At 69.5% G+C, this 15,097-nt stretch carries 9 protein-coding genes; 3 read left to right on the top strand and 6 right to left on the bottom strand.

Annotated elements, in window-relative coordinates; translation table 11 throughout:
• Nucleotides 1-156: 156 nt before the first annotated feature.
• Nucleotides 157-3,051 carry a vitamin B12-dependent ribonucleotide reductase gene (locus ACFUN8_RS22475; protein ID WP_383640429.1) on the bottom strand — a complete coding sequence of 965 codons (2,895 nt, stop codon included), beginning with the start codon at nucleotides 3,049-3,051 and terminating at the stop codon, nucleotides 157-159.
• Between the two features lie 255 nt (nucleotides 3,052-3,306).
• Nucleotides 3,307-3,816: a transcriptional regulator NrdR gene (gene nrdR, locus ACFUN8_RS22470; protein ID WP_383640426.1), complete on the bottom strand. Its 510-nt coding sequence runs from the start codon at nucleotides 3,814-3,816 to the stop codon at nucleotides 3,307-3,309.
• Nucleotides 3,817-4,392: 576 nt separating this feature from the next.
• On the opposite strand from nrdR, the gene lexA reads away from it, so the two are divergent.
• Nucleotides 4,393-5,178 (top strand): transcriptional repressor LexA, encoded by a 786-nt coding sequence (gene lexA, locus ACFUN8_RS22465; protein WP_031229318.1) that lies wholly within the window; start codon nucleotides 4,393-4,395, stop codon nucleotides 5,176-5,178.
• Nucleotides 5,179-5,285: 107 nt separating this feature from the next.
• Here the strand turns inward: lexA and ACFUN8_RS22460 are convergent, their stop codons facing one another.
• The 4 genes from ACFUN8_RS22460 to ACFUN8_RS22445 are packed head-to-tail and all read right to left on the bottom strand — an operon-like array spanning nucleotide 5,286 to nucleotide 12,021.
• Complete coding sequence (locus ACFUN8_RS22460) at nucleotides 5,286-7,256, bottom strand: ATP-dependent DNA helicase (RefSeq protein WP_383640423.1); 1,971 nt, start codon at nucleotides 7,254-7,256, stop codon at nucleotides 5,286-5,288.
• A 38-nt stretch (nucleotides 7,257-7,294) separates the two neighbouring features.
• Nucleotides 7,295-9,292, bottom strand: coding sequence for an IucA/IucC family protein (locus tag ACFUN8_RS22455; RefSeq protein ID WP_383640420.1), 1,998 nt, complete (start codon nucleotides 9,290-9,292; stop codon nucleotides 7,295-7,297).
• Entirely contained in the window at nucleotides 9,293-10,039 is a 747-nt protein-coding gene (locus tag ACFUN8_RS22450) for a GNAT family N-acetyltransferase (RefSeq protein WP_383640417.1), read from the bottom strand. It lies immediately after the preceding gene.
• 41 nt (nucleotides 10,040-10,080) lie between these two features.
• Nucleotides 10,081-12,021 carry an IucA/IucC family protein gene (locus ACFUN8_RS22445; RefSeq protein ID WP_383640414.1) on the bottom strand — a complete coding sequence of 647 codons (1,941 nt, stop codon included), beginning with the start codon at nucleotides 12,019-12,021 and terminating at the stop codon, nucleotides 10,081-10,083.
• Nucleotides 12,022-12,493: 472 nt separating this feature from the next.
• On the opposite strand from ACFUN8_RS22445, the gene ACFUN8_RS22440 reads away from it, so the two are divergent.
• Nucleotides 12,494-13,720: a trypsin-like serine peptidase gene (locus ACFUN8_RS22440; protein WP_383640411.1), complete on the top strand. Its 1,227-nt coding sequence runs from the start codon at nucleotides 12,494-12,496 to the stop codon at nucleotides 13,718-13,720.
• A gap of 143 nt (nucleotides 13,721-13,863) precedes the next feature.
• Nucleotides 13,864-15,036, top strand: coding sequence for a trypsin-like serine peptidase (locus ACFUN8_RS22435; protein ID WP_383640408.1), 1,173 nt, complete (start codon nucleotides 13,864-13,866; stop codon nucleotides 15,034-15,036).
• Nucleotides 15,037-15,097 lie beyond the last annotated feature (61 nt).

Genomic DNA, 15,097 nt, shown 5'->3' with positions numbered 1-15,097 from the left:
GCCGTCCGAACCGGGTCGCCTGGACCGGGTCGCCTGAAGCCCGTCCGGCGTAGACGCGAGGCGGAGGCCCCGGACACAGGGAGAGGGGCGCCGGCACCATGCCGACGCCCCTCCCTTCAGGCCCTGTACCGCGGAACGGGAGTCACTCCCCCGGTCTCAGCTGCAGCCGCTCGTCGAACCGCAGCCCTCGCAGATGTAGCAGGACCCGGCCCGCTGCATCTTCGTACCGCAGGAGAAGCAGAGCGGCGCGTCGGCGCTGATGCCGAGCTGCATCTCCACGAGCTCCGCGGAGGTGTGTGCCTGCTTGGGCGCCGGCGTCTCGGCGGCCTTCGACGTCGCGACCGGCACCGCCTTCAGGGGCTCGACATGGCGCGGTGCCGACTGCGCCAGGCTCTCGACGTCCATTCCCTCCTCGTCGTCCATGGACGGCTCGTACGAGCCGGTCTCCAGGTGACGCTGACGCTCGTCGGCCGAGTGGATCCCGAGGGCCGAGCGCGTCTCGAACGGAAGGAAGTCGAGCGCCAGCCGCCGGAAGATGTAGTCCACGATCGACTGGGCGAGGCGCACGTCCGGGTCGTCCGTCATACCGGCCGGCTCGAAGCGCATGTTGGTGAACTTCGAGACGTACGTCTCCAGCGGGACGCCGTACTGAAGTCCCACCGACACCGCGATCGAGAAGGCGTCCATCATGCCCGCGAGGGTCGACCCCTGCTTGGACATCTTCAGGAAGACCTCGCCGAGCCCGTCGTCCGGGTAGGAGTTCGCCGTCATGTAACCCTCGGCGCCGCCCACCGTGAAGGACGTGGTGATGCCGGGACGGCCCTTGGGCAGGCGCATCCGGACCGGGCGGTACTCGACGACCTTCTCCACCGCCTGGCGGATGGTGTCCTCGGCCTTCTCCGCGACCTGCTCCTTCTTCTTCGCGGAGAGGGGCTGGCCGACCTTGCAGTTGTCGCGGTAGATCGCCAGCGCCTTGACGCCGAGCTTCCACGCCTTGAAGTAGACCTCTTCGACGTCCTCGACCGTGGCCGTCTCCGGCAGGTTCACCGTCTTGGAGAGCGCGCCGGAGATCCAGGGCTGGATCGCGGCCATCATCCGGACGTGGCCCATCGCGGAGATGGAACGCTCGCCCATCGCGCAGTCGAAGACCGAGTAGTGCTCGGGCTTGAGGCCGGGCGCGTCGATCACATTGCCGTTCTCGGCGATGTGGGCGACGACCGCCTCGATCTGCTCCTCCTGGTAGCCCAGGCGGCGCAGGGCCTGCGGCACCGTGCCGTTGACGATCTGCATCGAGCCGCCGCCGACCAGCTTCTTGAACTTGACCAGCGCGAGGTCGGGTTCCAGGCCGGTGGTGTCGCAGGACATCGCGAGACCGATGGTGCCGGTGGGCGCGATGACCGACGCCTGCGCGTTGCGGAAACCGTTCTTGGCGCCGAGACGGATGACGTCCTGCCAAGCCTCGGTGGCCGCCGCCCAGATCGGGCCGTCCAGGTCGTCGACGTGCACGGCCGCGCTGTTGGCGTCCGCGTGCTGCTTCATGACGCGCTGGTGCGGCTCGGCGTTGCGCGCGTAGCCGTCGTAGGGACCGACGACCGAGGCCAGTTCGGCGGAGCGCTTGTACGACGTGCTGGTCATCAGCGAGGTGATGGCGCCGGCGAGCGCGCGGCCGCCGTCACTGTCGTACGCGTGGCCCGTCGCCATCAGCAGGGCGCCGAGGTTGGCGTAGCCGATGCCCAACTGACGGAAGGCGCGGGTGTTCTCGCCGATCTTCTGGGTCGGGAAGTCGGCGAAGCAGATGGAGATGTCCATCGCCGTGATGACCAGTTCGACGACCTTGGAGAAACGGTCGATCTCGAACGACTGGTTTCCCTTGGCGTCGTCCTTGAGGAACTTCATGAGGTTCAGCGAGGCCAGATTGCACGACGTGTTGTCCAGGTGCATGTACTCGCTGCACGGGTTCGAGCCGTTGATCCGGCCTGATTCCGGGCAGGTGTGCCACTGGTTGATCGTGTCGTCGTACTGAATGCCGGGGTCGGCGCAGGCCCACGCGGCCTCGGCCATCTTGCGGAAGAGGGACTTCGCCTCGACTTCTTCGATGACGTCGCCGGTCATCCGGGCGCGCAGCCCGAACTTGCCGCCCGCCTCGACGGCTTTCATGAACTCGTCGTTCACCCGGACCGAGTTGTTGGCGTTCTGGTACTGGACGGACGTGATGTCGTCGCCGCCCAGGTCCATGTCGAAGCCCGCGTCACGCAGGGCGCGGATCTTCTCCTCTTCCTTCACCTTGGTCTCGATGAAGTTCTCGATGTCGGGGTGGTCGACGTCGAGGATGACCATCTTGGCCGCGCGGCGCGTGGCGCCGCCGGACTTGATCGTTCCGGCGGAGGCGTCGGCACCGCGCATGAAGGAGACAGGACCCGAGGCGTTGCCGCCGGAGGAGAGAAGCTCCTTGGAGGAACGGATCCGGGAGAGGTTCAGGCCGGCGCCGGAACCGCCCTTGAAGATCATGCCCTCTTCCTTGTACCAGTCGAGGATCGACTCCATGGAGTCGTCGACGGCCAGGATGAAGCAGGCCGAGACCTGTTGGGGCTGGGGCGTGCCCACGTTGAACCACACCGGCGAGTTGAAGCTGAAGACCTGGTGCAGGAGGGCGTACGCCAGCTCGTGCTCGAAGATCTCCGCGTCGGCCGGCGAGGCGAAGTACGCGTTGTCCTCGCCCGCCTTGCGGTACGTCTTCACGATCCGGTCGATGAGCTGCTTCAGGCTCGTCTCGCGCTGCGGCGTGCCGACAGCCCCGCGGAAGTACTTGCTGGTGACGATGTTGACCGCGTTCACCGACCAGAAGCCGGGGAACTCGACGCCACGCTGGTCGAAGTTGACCGAGCCGTCGCGCCAATTGGTCATGACGACGTCCCGGCGCTCCCAGACCACCTCGTCGTACGGATGCACGCCGGGGGTCGTGTGGATTCGCTCGATACGCAGGCCCTTACCGCCCTTGGCTCCCTTGGTGCGGGAACCTCGTGCCGTCGGACCGCTCGCCGTCTCTGTCATGCCGCCTCCCATATACAGGCGAAAACGCCCTGAAGTGCCATGTTCTTCCCATGGCACAGTGATGTGTCCATTGCCACGGGCACCGCGTGGGGTGCTCGTGGCGGGTCTCATCGCCGCTGGGGCGCCCGATCGACAATGATCGGTCGCTGAGCTGTCGCGATAGGTCGGTAACCGATCGATGATCCATCGATGACCGATCGGTCGTCACCGCTCGACAGTCGGTGACGGTGAGCCGGTGCCGGGACCGGGGTCCGGTCAGTCGGCAGCGGTGACGGGCGCGGGGACCTCGGGGGTCGCGCCGAGCCCGTCTTCCTCGGTGGGAGGCCGCGAACGGAGCTCCGCCACGGCGGCCTCGAAGTCTTCGGGCGAGTTGAACGCCCTGTATACGGATGCGAAGCGCAGGTACGCGACGAGGTCGAGCTCCTGCAAGGGGCCGAGTATGGCCAGCCCTACATCGTGGGTGGTCAGTTCGGCGCTGCCGGTGGCGCGCAGCGCCTCCTCGACCCGCTGGCCGAGTTGGGCGAGAGCGTCCTCGGTGACCGGTCGCCCCTGACATGCCTTGCGCACACCGGAGATGACCTTGGTACGGCTGAAAGGTTCCGTGACTCCGCTGCGCTTGATCACCATCAGCGAGGCGGTCTCCACCGTCGTGAAACGGCGGGAGCAGTCGGGGCACTGACGGCGGCGTCGGATGGACGTCCCGTCGTCGGTGGTGCGACTGTCGACGACACGGCTGTCGGGGTGCCTGCAGAAGGGACAGTGCATGGCTTCCGACCCTCCTTCACAGCACGACTGAGAAGCCTCGACGGGCCCTGGAGGGGCCGTACGAAGCAGTCTCCAGCATAGGCGATGGCCTCCGTCAGGAAAGACCCGGGACCACTACTTCTGGGCGACTGAGCCAATCCAACCACTACATGTGGGGATGACGCACGCTTCGGAGCGGTCGCGCGTGTCGTGGCGGGCGACCGGCCGACGGCCGTACGGAGTCCGTACGGCGGCCGTCCCGCGCCAAGCGCGGGGCAGCCCTCGTCGACGCCGCGAAGCGGCCCGGCACGAGAGTACGGGAGCCCGGAACGTACCGCGATTCCGGGCCGCCCGATGAGAGACTGGGCGCCGTCGGCCCGGCCGTGACAGCGGTGAGGATTACCGCAATGAGCCGTGGACGGCCGGTAGATGAGCGATGGACGACCCGTGCGGGCGGCGCCGAATACGCGTCACATACACCTCTGGTATTGCCCCGTCAGCACTTCCGGGGATTTTCACTCGAACGTGTGTTTGGCGCAACCTTTCGAAAGCAACTACCGTTGTCCAGCTAGGGAGAACATTTCGAGAGGGGCCGACGTGACCACTACCGCAGACAGCGCCACCATTACCGCCCAGGACCGCTCCCAGAGCCGAGTCGAGCCGGTGCATGCCATGAATGACGCAGCCACGAATCCGGAGGGCGTAAAGCCCACTCGCTCGCTGCCCGGCCGACCTCCTGGAATCCGGGCGGACAGCTCCGGTCTCACGGACCGGCAGCGACGGGTCATCGAAGTCATCCGCGACTCGGTGCAACGACGGGGATATCCGCCGTCGATGCGCGAGATCGGCCAGGCCGTCGGTCTGTCCAGCACGTCCTCCGTCGCCCATCAGTTGATGGCTCTGGAGCGCAAGGGATTCCTGCGCAGGGATCCGCACCGGCCGAGGGCGTACGAGGTCCGGGGCTCCGACCAGCCGAGCACCCAACAGACGGACACGACCGGCAAACCCGCCGCGTCGTACGTGCCGTTGGTGGGCCGGATCGCGGCGGGCGGACCGATCCTCGCCGAGGAGTCCGTCGAGGACGTGTTCCCGCTCCCCCGCCAACTGGTGGGTGACGGCGAGCTGTTCGTCCTCAAGGTCGTCGGAGACTCGATGATCGAGGCGGCGATCTGCGACGGCGACTGGGTGACGGTCCGCCGCCAGCCCGTGGCCGAGAACGGGGACATCGTGGCCGCGATGCTGGACGGCGAAGCCACCGTCAAGCGCTTCAGGCGCGAGGACGGCCATGTGTGGCTGCTCCCGCACAATGCGGCGTACCAGCCGATTCCCGGCGACGACGCGACGATCCTGGGCAAGGTTGTGGCGGTCCTGCGGCGGGTGTGAGGGCTCGCCGGCATCAGGCCGGCCCCGGGACCTACTGCGCCGGTCCCGGGGCCTCGCTGTGCCCGCCGCGGGCCCATGGTGGGCGGGCCCGCGTCTGGATCCTCCGGCTACCGGCCCTCCGACTTGGCCCGCTCGTCGATCGCGGCCAGGGAGCGACGGGCCTGGTTGCGGTCCGTCGTGTACCAGAAATCGGGCATCGAAGCCCGTAGATAGCTGCCGTACCGCGCGTTCGCCAGCCGGGGGTCCAGGACGGCCACGACACCACGGTCGCCCGAGGCCCGCACCAGCCGGCCGGCGCCCTGAGCCATCAGGAGAGCGGCATGTGTGGCGGCCACGGCCATGAAGCCGTTGCCACCGGACTGCTCCACCGCCTTCTGGCGCGCGCTCATCAGTGGATCGTCGGGACGCGGGAACGGAATCCGGTCCATCACCACCAGCTGTGAACTCGGCCCGGGGACATCCACGCCCTGCCAGAGCGAGAGTGTGCCGAACAGACAGGTCGCGGGGTCTGCCGCGAAAGCCTTGATCAATTCGCCGAGAGTTTCCTCCCCTTGAAGCAGGATCGGCGTGTCGAGTCTGCCGCGCAGTTCCTCGGCGGCCGCCTGGGCGGCCCGCATGGAGGAGAACAGTCCGAGCGTACGGCCGCCCGCCGCCTCGACCAGCTCCGCCAGCTCGTCCATCATGTCGCCGCGTGAGCCCTCCCGACCGGGCGGGGAGAGATGCCGTGCGACATAGAGAATGCCCTGCTTGGGATAGTCGAAGGGCGAACCGACGTCGAGACCCTTCCACCGGGGGACGTCCTCCCCCTCCGTCCCCTCAGGGGACAGCCCCAACGACGCTCCGACGCCGTTGAAGTCACCGCCGAGCTTGAGCGTGGCCGAGGTGAGGACCACCGAGCGCTCATTGAAGAGCTTCTCCCGCAGCAGGCCCGACACCGAGAGCGGAGCGACCCGCAGCGACGCACCGAACCGGTCGTGGCGCTCGTACCAGACCACGTCCCACTCGCTGCCGTTGGCGATCCGCTCGGCGACGCTGTGGATGGATTCGACGGACGCGAGAGCCTGCTTGCGTACGGCGTCCTCGTCCTGCACGGACTTGTCGCGCGTGGCGCCGATCGCCGAGATGACCGTGCGCGCGGCGTCACGCAGGGCCATCAGCGCGTAGCCGAGGTCTTCGGGGACCTCTTCGAGCCGGCCGGGGAGGGCCAGCTCCATCAGCCGTTCGAAGGTCTCGGCGGCCGTCTGGAGCGAGTCGGCCGCCTTCTCGTTGACCAGCTTGGCCGCGCGGCGGACCGCGCGGTTGACCTGGCCGGGCGTGAGCTCGCCGGTGGCGACCCCGGTGACCCGCGACACCAGTTCGTGGGCCTCGTCGACGATCAGCACCTCGTGCTGCGGGACGACGGGGGCGCCCTCAATGGCGTCGATGGCCAGGAGTGCGTGGTTGGTGATCACGACGTCGGCGAGCTTGGCGCGCTCGCGTGCCATCTCGGCGAAGCACTCCGCGCCGTAGGCGCATTTCGTCGCACCCAGGCACTCACGGGACGACACCGAGATCTGCGCCCATGCCCGGTCGGAGACACCAGGCGTGAGATTGTCGCGGTCGCCGGTCTCCGTCTCGTCCGCCCAGTCCCGCATCCGCAGCAGGTCCTGGCCGAGCTTGCTCGTGGGCGCCGCCGCCTCGAACTGGTCGAAGAGCCCATCCTCCTCTTCCTGCGGCACGCCCTCGTTGAGACGGTGCAGACAGAGGTAGTTGGAGCGGCCCTTGAGCATGGCGTACTCGGGCCGCCGCCCCAGCAGGGGGCTCAGCGCGTCGACCGTACGCGGCAGGTCACGCTCCACGAGCTGCCGCTGCAGGGCCAGGGTCGCGGTGGCCACCACGACACGCTCGCCGTGCGCCAGCGCCGGGACCAGATAGCCGAGTGACTTTCCGGTGCCGGTGCCGGCCTGCACGAGCAGATGGGAGTTGTCGTCGATGACCTCCGCGACGGCCTCGGCCATGCTGACCTGGCCTGGGCGTTCCACACCGCCGACAGCGGTGACGGCGGCATGGAGGAGCTCGGAGAGAGATGGCTTCGTCATAGCCCGACCACCCTACGGCTCACCACTGACAACGGCGATCACGTCCCGTTCGCACCACCCGCCGGGAGGGCGAGCGGATTGGGCACCGTCCCGTGCACGGCGGCGTGCGGGCGGTCGGCCCGGTCGCGGTATCCGTCGAGATGCAGCCGGTTGCGGTTGAGACAGAGCCGCGCGATACGGGGCGTGAGCAGGTCGAATGTCTCGAAGCGGTCCTTGAGTTCGGGGAACCGGGCCTGGTGGCGCAGGATTTCGGCCCGTACGAGTGACCAGAACGTCCGCTCCGGGACGTCCAGTTGGTCCTGGCACAGCGGTGCGAGGAAGCGGAAGACACCGACGAAGAGCCCGGAGTGGATGAACTGGACGAGGAAGGACGGCTCCTCGGTAAGGAGGGTGTCCCGGACCTCCTGCGGCATCGTCTCGTGCTCCGGCAGCGGCCGGGCGCTGATGTTCACGTCGTCCACGAAGTCCTTGATCGCGAGACGGACGGGGACGTCCCTCTCGTCGAAGACGACGACGGCGTTCTCCCCGTGCGGTGAGAAGACGGTGCCGTAGCGGTAGAGGAAGCGCAGCAGGGGAGGCAGCAGCGCGGCGAAGAGCCTGCGGAGCCAGACCTCGGCGGGGAGCCCTGACCGTTCGACCAGCTCGGCGGTGAAGGCACGGCCCTGTGGATCGGTGTGCAGGAGGGACGCGAGGGTCCGCGCGCGTTCGCCGGGGGCGAGCCGGGCCGGGAGGGGTTCACGCCAGATCGCGCCGAGGAGTTCCTTGTACTGGTACGGGACCTCGGGCAGGTGGTCGTAGAGCGGATGGGTCACGGTCACCGACGCCACCTCGCCGAGCAGGATCACCCCGCATTCGTCGTGGAGGAAGGGGTCCGACTCGTACAGCCCCCGCATCCAGGCGGTGACGGCCGGAGCGGCGAGCGTGCGTTCGGTGGGCAGACCGCGCCAGACAAGGGTGTTGAGGATGGACAGCGGCAGTTTCACCGTGTGCCGGTCCGGCCGGGTGGTGTTGAGGAACGTACGGATGGACTGCTGCGGCAGTCTGAGATCGCCGTCGGTGGGGAGCGGGACGATCGCACCGCCGGCGATCTCGGCGGCGTAGAGCGGGAGCAGCACTTCGTCCCACTGCCAGGGGTGTACGGGGAGATAGAGGTACGTGTCCGGGTCGAGGCCGCGCGAGCGGAGCACGGAGGCGAAGCCTTCGCGGGTCGCGGGGTCGAGTTCGGAGCCGTAGAGCTGTCCGGGAGAGGCGAGGGAGAGCACGCCCCGGTAGGTGGCGATGGCGGTGCTGACCGCTATCCAGGGGAGCGCGGAGGGGGTGCGGGACTCGGGTGCCCAGCGGGTGGAGTCGGTGGCGGAGAAGCCTATGCGGCCCTTGTTGAGTATGAGCCAGGGGTGGCCGGTCTGGTGGCCTTCGAGGTCGGCGTAGTCGAGGTCGGCGAGTTGGGCCGCGGTGAGCGCGGTGCCGGCGATCCTGGCGTCGGCGACGAGGGTGGCGTTCAGTTCGCGGACGAGGTGGCCGAGGGTGGCGCCGTCGATCGCGAGGAGGCGGCGCGCGAGCACGAGGAAGCGGAGAGGGTCCCGGAAGGGCTGCCCGGCGTGCTCGACGGAGTGGGGGTCGACGCGCCAGGCGCCGTACGCGCCGCGTCGGGCGGTGAAGGTGAGGGGGGTGCCGTCGTCGAGCGCGAGCGTGTAGCGGTCGGGCGCTTGGCCGTTGGCGCGGACCCGTGCGACGGGCTCGATGATCCCCTCGTACGCGAATTCACCGAGGAGTTTCGCGAGGAGCCGGGCGGCGGCTCCGGCCCAGAGGCGCGGGGTCAGCTCGGGCGGCGTGAAGAGGGGGACGGGCTGGGGGGCACCGGTGCCGGGGGCGTCGCTGCCGGTGGGCGCGCTGCCGGGGGCCCCGGCTCCGGGGCTACTGGTGGTGGGGCCGCTGCCGGTGGTGGCGGAAGCGCGTGTGGTCGGGGATGTCGGCACGGGGACTCCTCGGGACGGAACCGATGTGGATCGTGCGGTGTATGGAAAGCAGCGGGTCATTCACAGCAGGTCTCGCAGGGCTCGTTCGCGGATCATGAGGGCGGCTCGTTTGCCGGGCAGGTCGAGTTCCGCGGAAAGGCGGAATCCGGCGCTGAGAAAGGCGGCGACGGAAGGGGTGTTGCGCAGGTCCGGTTCGGCGACGACACGGCCGCAGCGCGGCCGGTGGTCGAGGACGAGTTCGGAGACGGCTCGGAGCAAAGTGGTGCCGACACCACGGCCGCGGTCGGCCACACCACCGATGAGGAGATGGAGTCCGGTGTCATGAGGACGGGCGGGGTAATGGCGGGCAAGAGGATCGAGATCGGCGCGGTAGAGCTCCCAATAGCTCATGGGGACGCCGTCGAGCACGCCGAGGCACGGGACGCTGCGGCCGTCGCCGCGCAGTTGGGTGCGCAGATGGTGGGCGGTGACGGCTTCGGGTCCCGCCAGTTCCCAGAAGGCGGCGACGGCTGGATCGTTCATCCAGCGGCTGATGAGGGTCAGATCGCGCTCCACGCGTACGGGGACGAGCCGGAATACACCGGCGGAGGTGCCGGCCGCGCCCCACCGGGCGGGGGAATCGAGGAGGGCGGACTCACCGGCGCCGCCCGGCGACGGTGCCTCGGTCGCCACCGGTTCACCCGCTCCGAACAGCGCGACGAGGTCCTCGGTCAGCCGCAGGTCGAGGGTGTCCTCGGCGCTCCCGGCCAGGTGGGGTCCTGGGCCGGCCGCCGTGCCTGTGTCGGTGCCGGCGTCGGTGGGAGGCACGGTGACGGTCTCCTCTCGGCGGTTCGGGCGGGTGTGTGCGATCAATGGCGAAGGGGGTTGGTGATGGTGACGTAGACGGACTGGGTGTCGACCGGGCCGACGAGTTCGTCCAGGCCGTGGAGTCGGGTGAGCATGTTGGCCTTGCAGCGCAGCGTGGTCGCCTCCAGGAGTTGGCCGGGCAGGGGTGAGCCGAGTGACGCGTCCCGGGTGAGGAACTGGCGGAAGGCGGCGATGAGTACGCGTTCGTCGGCGAGGCGCTGGGAGCCGAACGCCCCGATCAGACCGAAGACGTTGTTGATGCCGAGGTAGTAGGCGAAGCGCTCGTCGGTGATGTCGTCGGGGACGAAGGTGTCGCTCACCGCGCCGATGCCGGGGAGGCGGCGCTCAAGGGCGTCGCGGTGGGACTCGCGGAAGTAGTAGCCCTGGTTGTCGCGGTAGCGTCCGCCGACGGGCCAGCCCTCGGGGTCGAGGACCACCAGGGTGTTCTGCTGGTGGGCTTCCAGGGCGACGCCCGCCGTGGCGTCGAGCCAGAGCACCGGGCGTACGACGTGGTCGAGGTAGCGCAGGAACCACTCCGCGGCGACCGCGCCGGTGGGCCGACCCGTGCGGGCGACGAGGCCGGTCACGATGTCGGCGAGGCGGGAGTGCGTGTCCGGGCGGCCGGGCCAGGGGCGCGGGGTGACGAGGCCGGCGAGGCAGACGGCGTCGTTGTCGGGGCGGAACGGGTTGTGGCGCAGCATCACGTCGAGCCCGGCGACCGGTTCGCCGTCGGAAGCGTCGACGGCGAGCCAGGCGGGGTCGCGCACGATGTCGAAGCCGGGGTGCGCGGCGCGCCACTGCTGGGCGAGGCCGCCGCGCAGCAGCCGGTGGACCTCGACGCCGCGGTGGAGTTCCTTGCGGAGGTTCTCGCGGCGGGAGTTGGTGATGCGTACGCCGAGGGACAGTTTGAGCATGGCGGGGGCGCCGGTCCGGTGCACCGTACGGACGGAGGAGGTGGGGTGCCAGGGGTCGCCGTGCGGCCCGAGCTCGTGGAGCAGTCCGGCGTCGAGCAGCGCGCGTACGGCGGGGCGGTGCGCCAACTCGCGTGCCTGCCAGGGGTGGAGAGGCAGCGGGACGGTGTGGTCGGGGAGGGCCAGGTCTCCCGCGAGACGGGCGGTGAGCTGCTCGGCGTGTACGACGCGGCCCTGTTCGGTCCAGGCCGAGTCGGTGGCGAGCACGGAGCGGTCGACGGCCATCCAGTGGAGAGGGAAGGAGCCGCGCAGTTCAGGTGAGAAGTGGCGGTGCTCGGTGTCGGAGAGCCCTTCGCGGCTCTTGGGGGTGGGGTGATGGGGGTGACCGAGAAGGAGCGACTGTTCGGCGGTGAGGAAGAGGTCGGTGTCGACGGGGCCGGGGTTCCTCCGCCGGTCGGTGAGGAAGTCGGCCGTACGGCGGGCGGAGTCGGCGACTCTGGCGACCAGTTCGGCGCCCTGGCTCTGACCCGACTCGCGGCCGAGGAGTGCGGCGACGGTGACGGCGTCGGCGGGCGTGGAGTGCGGTCCGGCGCTCTCCAGGAGGGGCGGGCCGAAGCGGTGCCAGCCGGTGGCCGACCAGTAGCGCACGGGGACGAGGAGGGCGGTGCCGCTCGCGTGGAGCGGGATCCTGAGGGTGTTTCCGTCCGGCCGGGGGACGTTGCTCTCCCTGACCCAGCACCGCAGCAGGTTCTCCACGGACGCGCCGTCGGCGGCCGTGCGCGGGTCCGGGTCGTCGAGGTGGTCCGGGTGGTCGGCCGCCGTCGTCCGGGAAGCCGGGTCCGTGACGCGTGCGTCCGGTGTGCGGGAGTCGGCGTCCGCCCCTTCACCCACGGGCAGTTGGCGGGGCACCGTGGCCGCGGCGATCGTCACGGGCGGGATCGTCGCCGTGTCGTACGGGTCGCCCGGCCCGAGGTCCTGGGCGGTGGGGCGGCCGACGATCTCGGGGGCGTCGGGTGTGGGGGTGGGGTTCACGGGAGGACTTCCTTGTATGGGGACCGGGTCAGAGAGCCGGTGTGGTCGCTGTCCGGTGGTCTTTCCGGTGGTCGTCACGGCGGTGGTCCCCGGACCGGGAGGTGGCGTCGCCGACGGGGGCGGCGAGCGGCACCGGTGAAGGAAGTTGGGCCACGGCCACGGCTGTCGGTCCTCCCGCGGGAAACGGTTACGTCACACGTCGACGCGGTGGTTTCGAGCGCCGCGATGCGTGTGGTGAACGCCGGCGCCGAGTCCCCCGTAGGTACCAACGACGGGAGGCGCCCGGGATCACGGCCGATCGGAAGATCCTTCGGCGGCGGAACCGCGGCCCTGCCGTCGGCCGTCCCCAACGGCACCGGCATAGTGGAGGCCGACTTCCGGCTCAGGTCTCCACGACCGGGTCGATTCGTCCGGATCAGCCCGTTTGATCCGTCAGTTCAGAACAGTTCCGAAGTCCCAGGGGGATCCCGACATGCGAGCCATTCGCCCACCGTTCACCACTCGTCGTGGGAGGAGCGCGCGGCGTAGAAGCTCTTCCGCCGTCGCGGTCGCCTCGTTCGCGGCAGCCCTGGCTCTGACGGCCACCGCCTGCGGGCCCTCCGAGGAGACGAACTCGGCGGACAAGCCGAGTGGTTCGTCCAGCGAGTCCTCCGGCGACAAGATCACTGTTCCGGCCGATCTGCAGGACCGCCTCAAGGAGCGCGGGATCGACCTGGACAAGTGGAGGGACGGCGAATGGAAGAACTGGGACAAGGACAAGTGGCTCCGTGAGGCACGGGACTACGTCAATCCCATCATCGAGGGGCTGTGGGACCCGGACCGGATGCGGGACGCGGAGGAGCCCGACAAGCCGGTGGAGGAGGAGGACATCTCCGGCGACGCGGGTGTCACCGACCCGACTCCGCAGCCGGTGGAGGCGACGCCGGTGAGCGCGCCGTACGACGGTGACGTGCCGGAGGCGGGCAAGCTCTTCTTCGACGGACCCGACGGCTCGATGGTCTGCTCGGCGACCGTGGTGAAGGACCCCGCCAACCCCGGCAAGTCCAACATGGTCTGGACGGCGGGCCATTGCGTGCACGCGGGCAAGAGCGGCGGCTGGTACCGGAACATCGCCTTCGTCCCGTCGTACAACAACAGCGATCTGTCGATCTCGGAGTTGGAGAGCGCCGCCAAGGAGGAGATCGCGCCGCACGGGATCTGGTGGGGCAACTGGGCGCAGACCTCGGAGGAGTGGATCGCGGAGGGCGCGGCGACCGGCGGCCTGGGTGCCCCGTTCGACTTCGCCGTGATCCATGTGACGCCCGAGAAGGGCGGTGACGGCAAGTCGCTGGAGGAAACCGTCGGCGCGGCGCTGCCGGTCGACTTCAACGCGCCGGCCACGCCGGAGATCGACTCGATGACGGCGACCGGCTATCCGGCGGCGCCGCCGTTCGACGGCCAGAAGCTCTTCCAGTGCGGCGGCAAGCCCGGCCGGCTGTCGATCAACGCCCAGGACCCGACGATGCATCGCATCGGGTGCACGATGACCGGTGGTTCGTCCGGGGGCGGCTGGATCGCCAACGGCCAGGACGGTGAGCCGGCCCTGGTGTCGAACACCTCGATCGGCCCGGTGACCGCGGGCTGGCTCGCGGGCCCGCGACTCGGCGACGAGGCCAAGGGCATCTACGAAGCGGTCAGCAAGAAGTACGCCGGCCAGTAGTACCGGGCGAGTGGTCCGCCGTGTCCGTCCGGCACGGCGGACACGGCCGCCGGTGGACCGCTAGACGGCCCGTCACAGGACCACCTTGTTGTGTGACACGTTCATGGCAAGTGACTCAAGTACATTCAGGGGGAACGGTTTTCATGCGATCCATACGTCCGTTGCTGGCCGCGACCGGCCTCGCCGCGGCCCTCGCGCTGACGGCCACCGCCTGCGGCGGTGACAGCGAGGACAAGGCGGCCGACAAGGCCGCCGCCTCGACTCCCGCCGCGGACAAGGCAGGTGCGGAGATACCCGCGGATCTGGCCGACCGGCTCAAGGAGCACGGTGTCGACCCGGAGAAGTGGAAGGACGGTGAGTGGAAGAACTGGGAGAAGAACAAGTGGCTGCGTGAGGCCAAGGACTTCGTCAACCCGGTCATCAAGGACCTGTGGAAGCCCGAGCGGATGAAGACGGCGAAGTCGCCGACGAAGACCCTCGCCGTCGGTGACATCTCCGGCGACCAGGACGTCACCGACCCCGAGCCGCAGCCGGTCCGGGCCGAGCCGGAGAAGACGCCGTACACCGACCACGCGGCGCCCGTCGGCAAGGTCTTCTTCGACTCCCCCGAGGGCTCGATGGTCTGCTCGGCCACCGTCGTGAAGGACCCGAAGAACCCCGGCAAGTCCAACCTGGTGTGGACCGCGGGCCACTGCGTGCACGCGGGCGCGGGCGGCGGCTGGTACCGGAACATCATGTTCGTCCCCGCCTACAACAACACGGGCAAGTCCGCCGACGCGCTGCAGAACGCGCAGCCGCAGGAGATCGCACCGTACGGGCAGTACTGGGCCGACTGGGTCGCGACCTCCAACGAGTGGATCAGCGACGGCGGTCCGACCGGCGGCGACGGAGCGGCGTACGACTACTCGGTCATGCACGTCACTCCGGAGAACGGCGGCAAGTCGCTGGAGGAGACCGTCGGCGCGGCCCTGGACGTCGACTTCGACGCGCCTGAGGCGAGCGCCATCGGCAGCCTGGGCGCGTGGGGTTACCCCGCCGCCCCGCCGTACGACGGGCTGATCATGCACAAGTGCGTCGACAACGCCGGCCGGCTCTCGATCGCCCCCGGTACGCCCACGATGTGGCGCATCGGCTGCTCCATGACCGGTGGATCCTCCGGCGGTGGTTGGTTCGCGGCGGGACCCGACGGCGACTCGGTGCTGGTCTCCAACACGTCCATCGGCCCGGTCACTTCGGGCTGGCTGGCCGGTCCCCGGCTCGGCGAGGGCGCCCAGCAGCTGTACACGATGATGAGCGACAAGTTCGCGGGCCAGTAGACGCCCGCGTCACGGCGGTCGCAGGGTCGGTACGGCGGAAGGCCCGCCCCCTCTTCACGAG

The organism is Streptomyces sp. NPDC057307 (genome assembly GCF_042667665.1).
GTDB lineage: Bacteria > Actinomycetota > Actinomycetes > Streptomycetales > Streptomycetaceae > Streptomyces.
The sequence above is the reverse complement of the archived record's forward strand: the minus strand, read 5'-3'. Positions and strand labels throughout refer to the sequence as shown.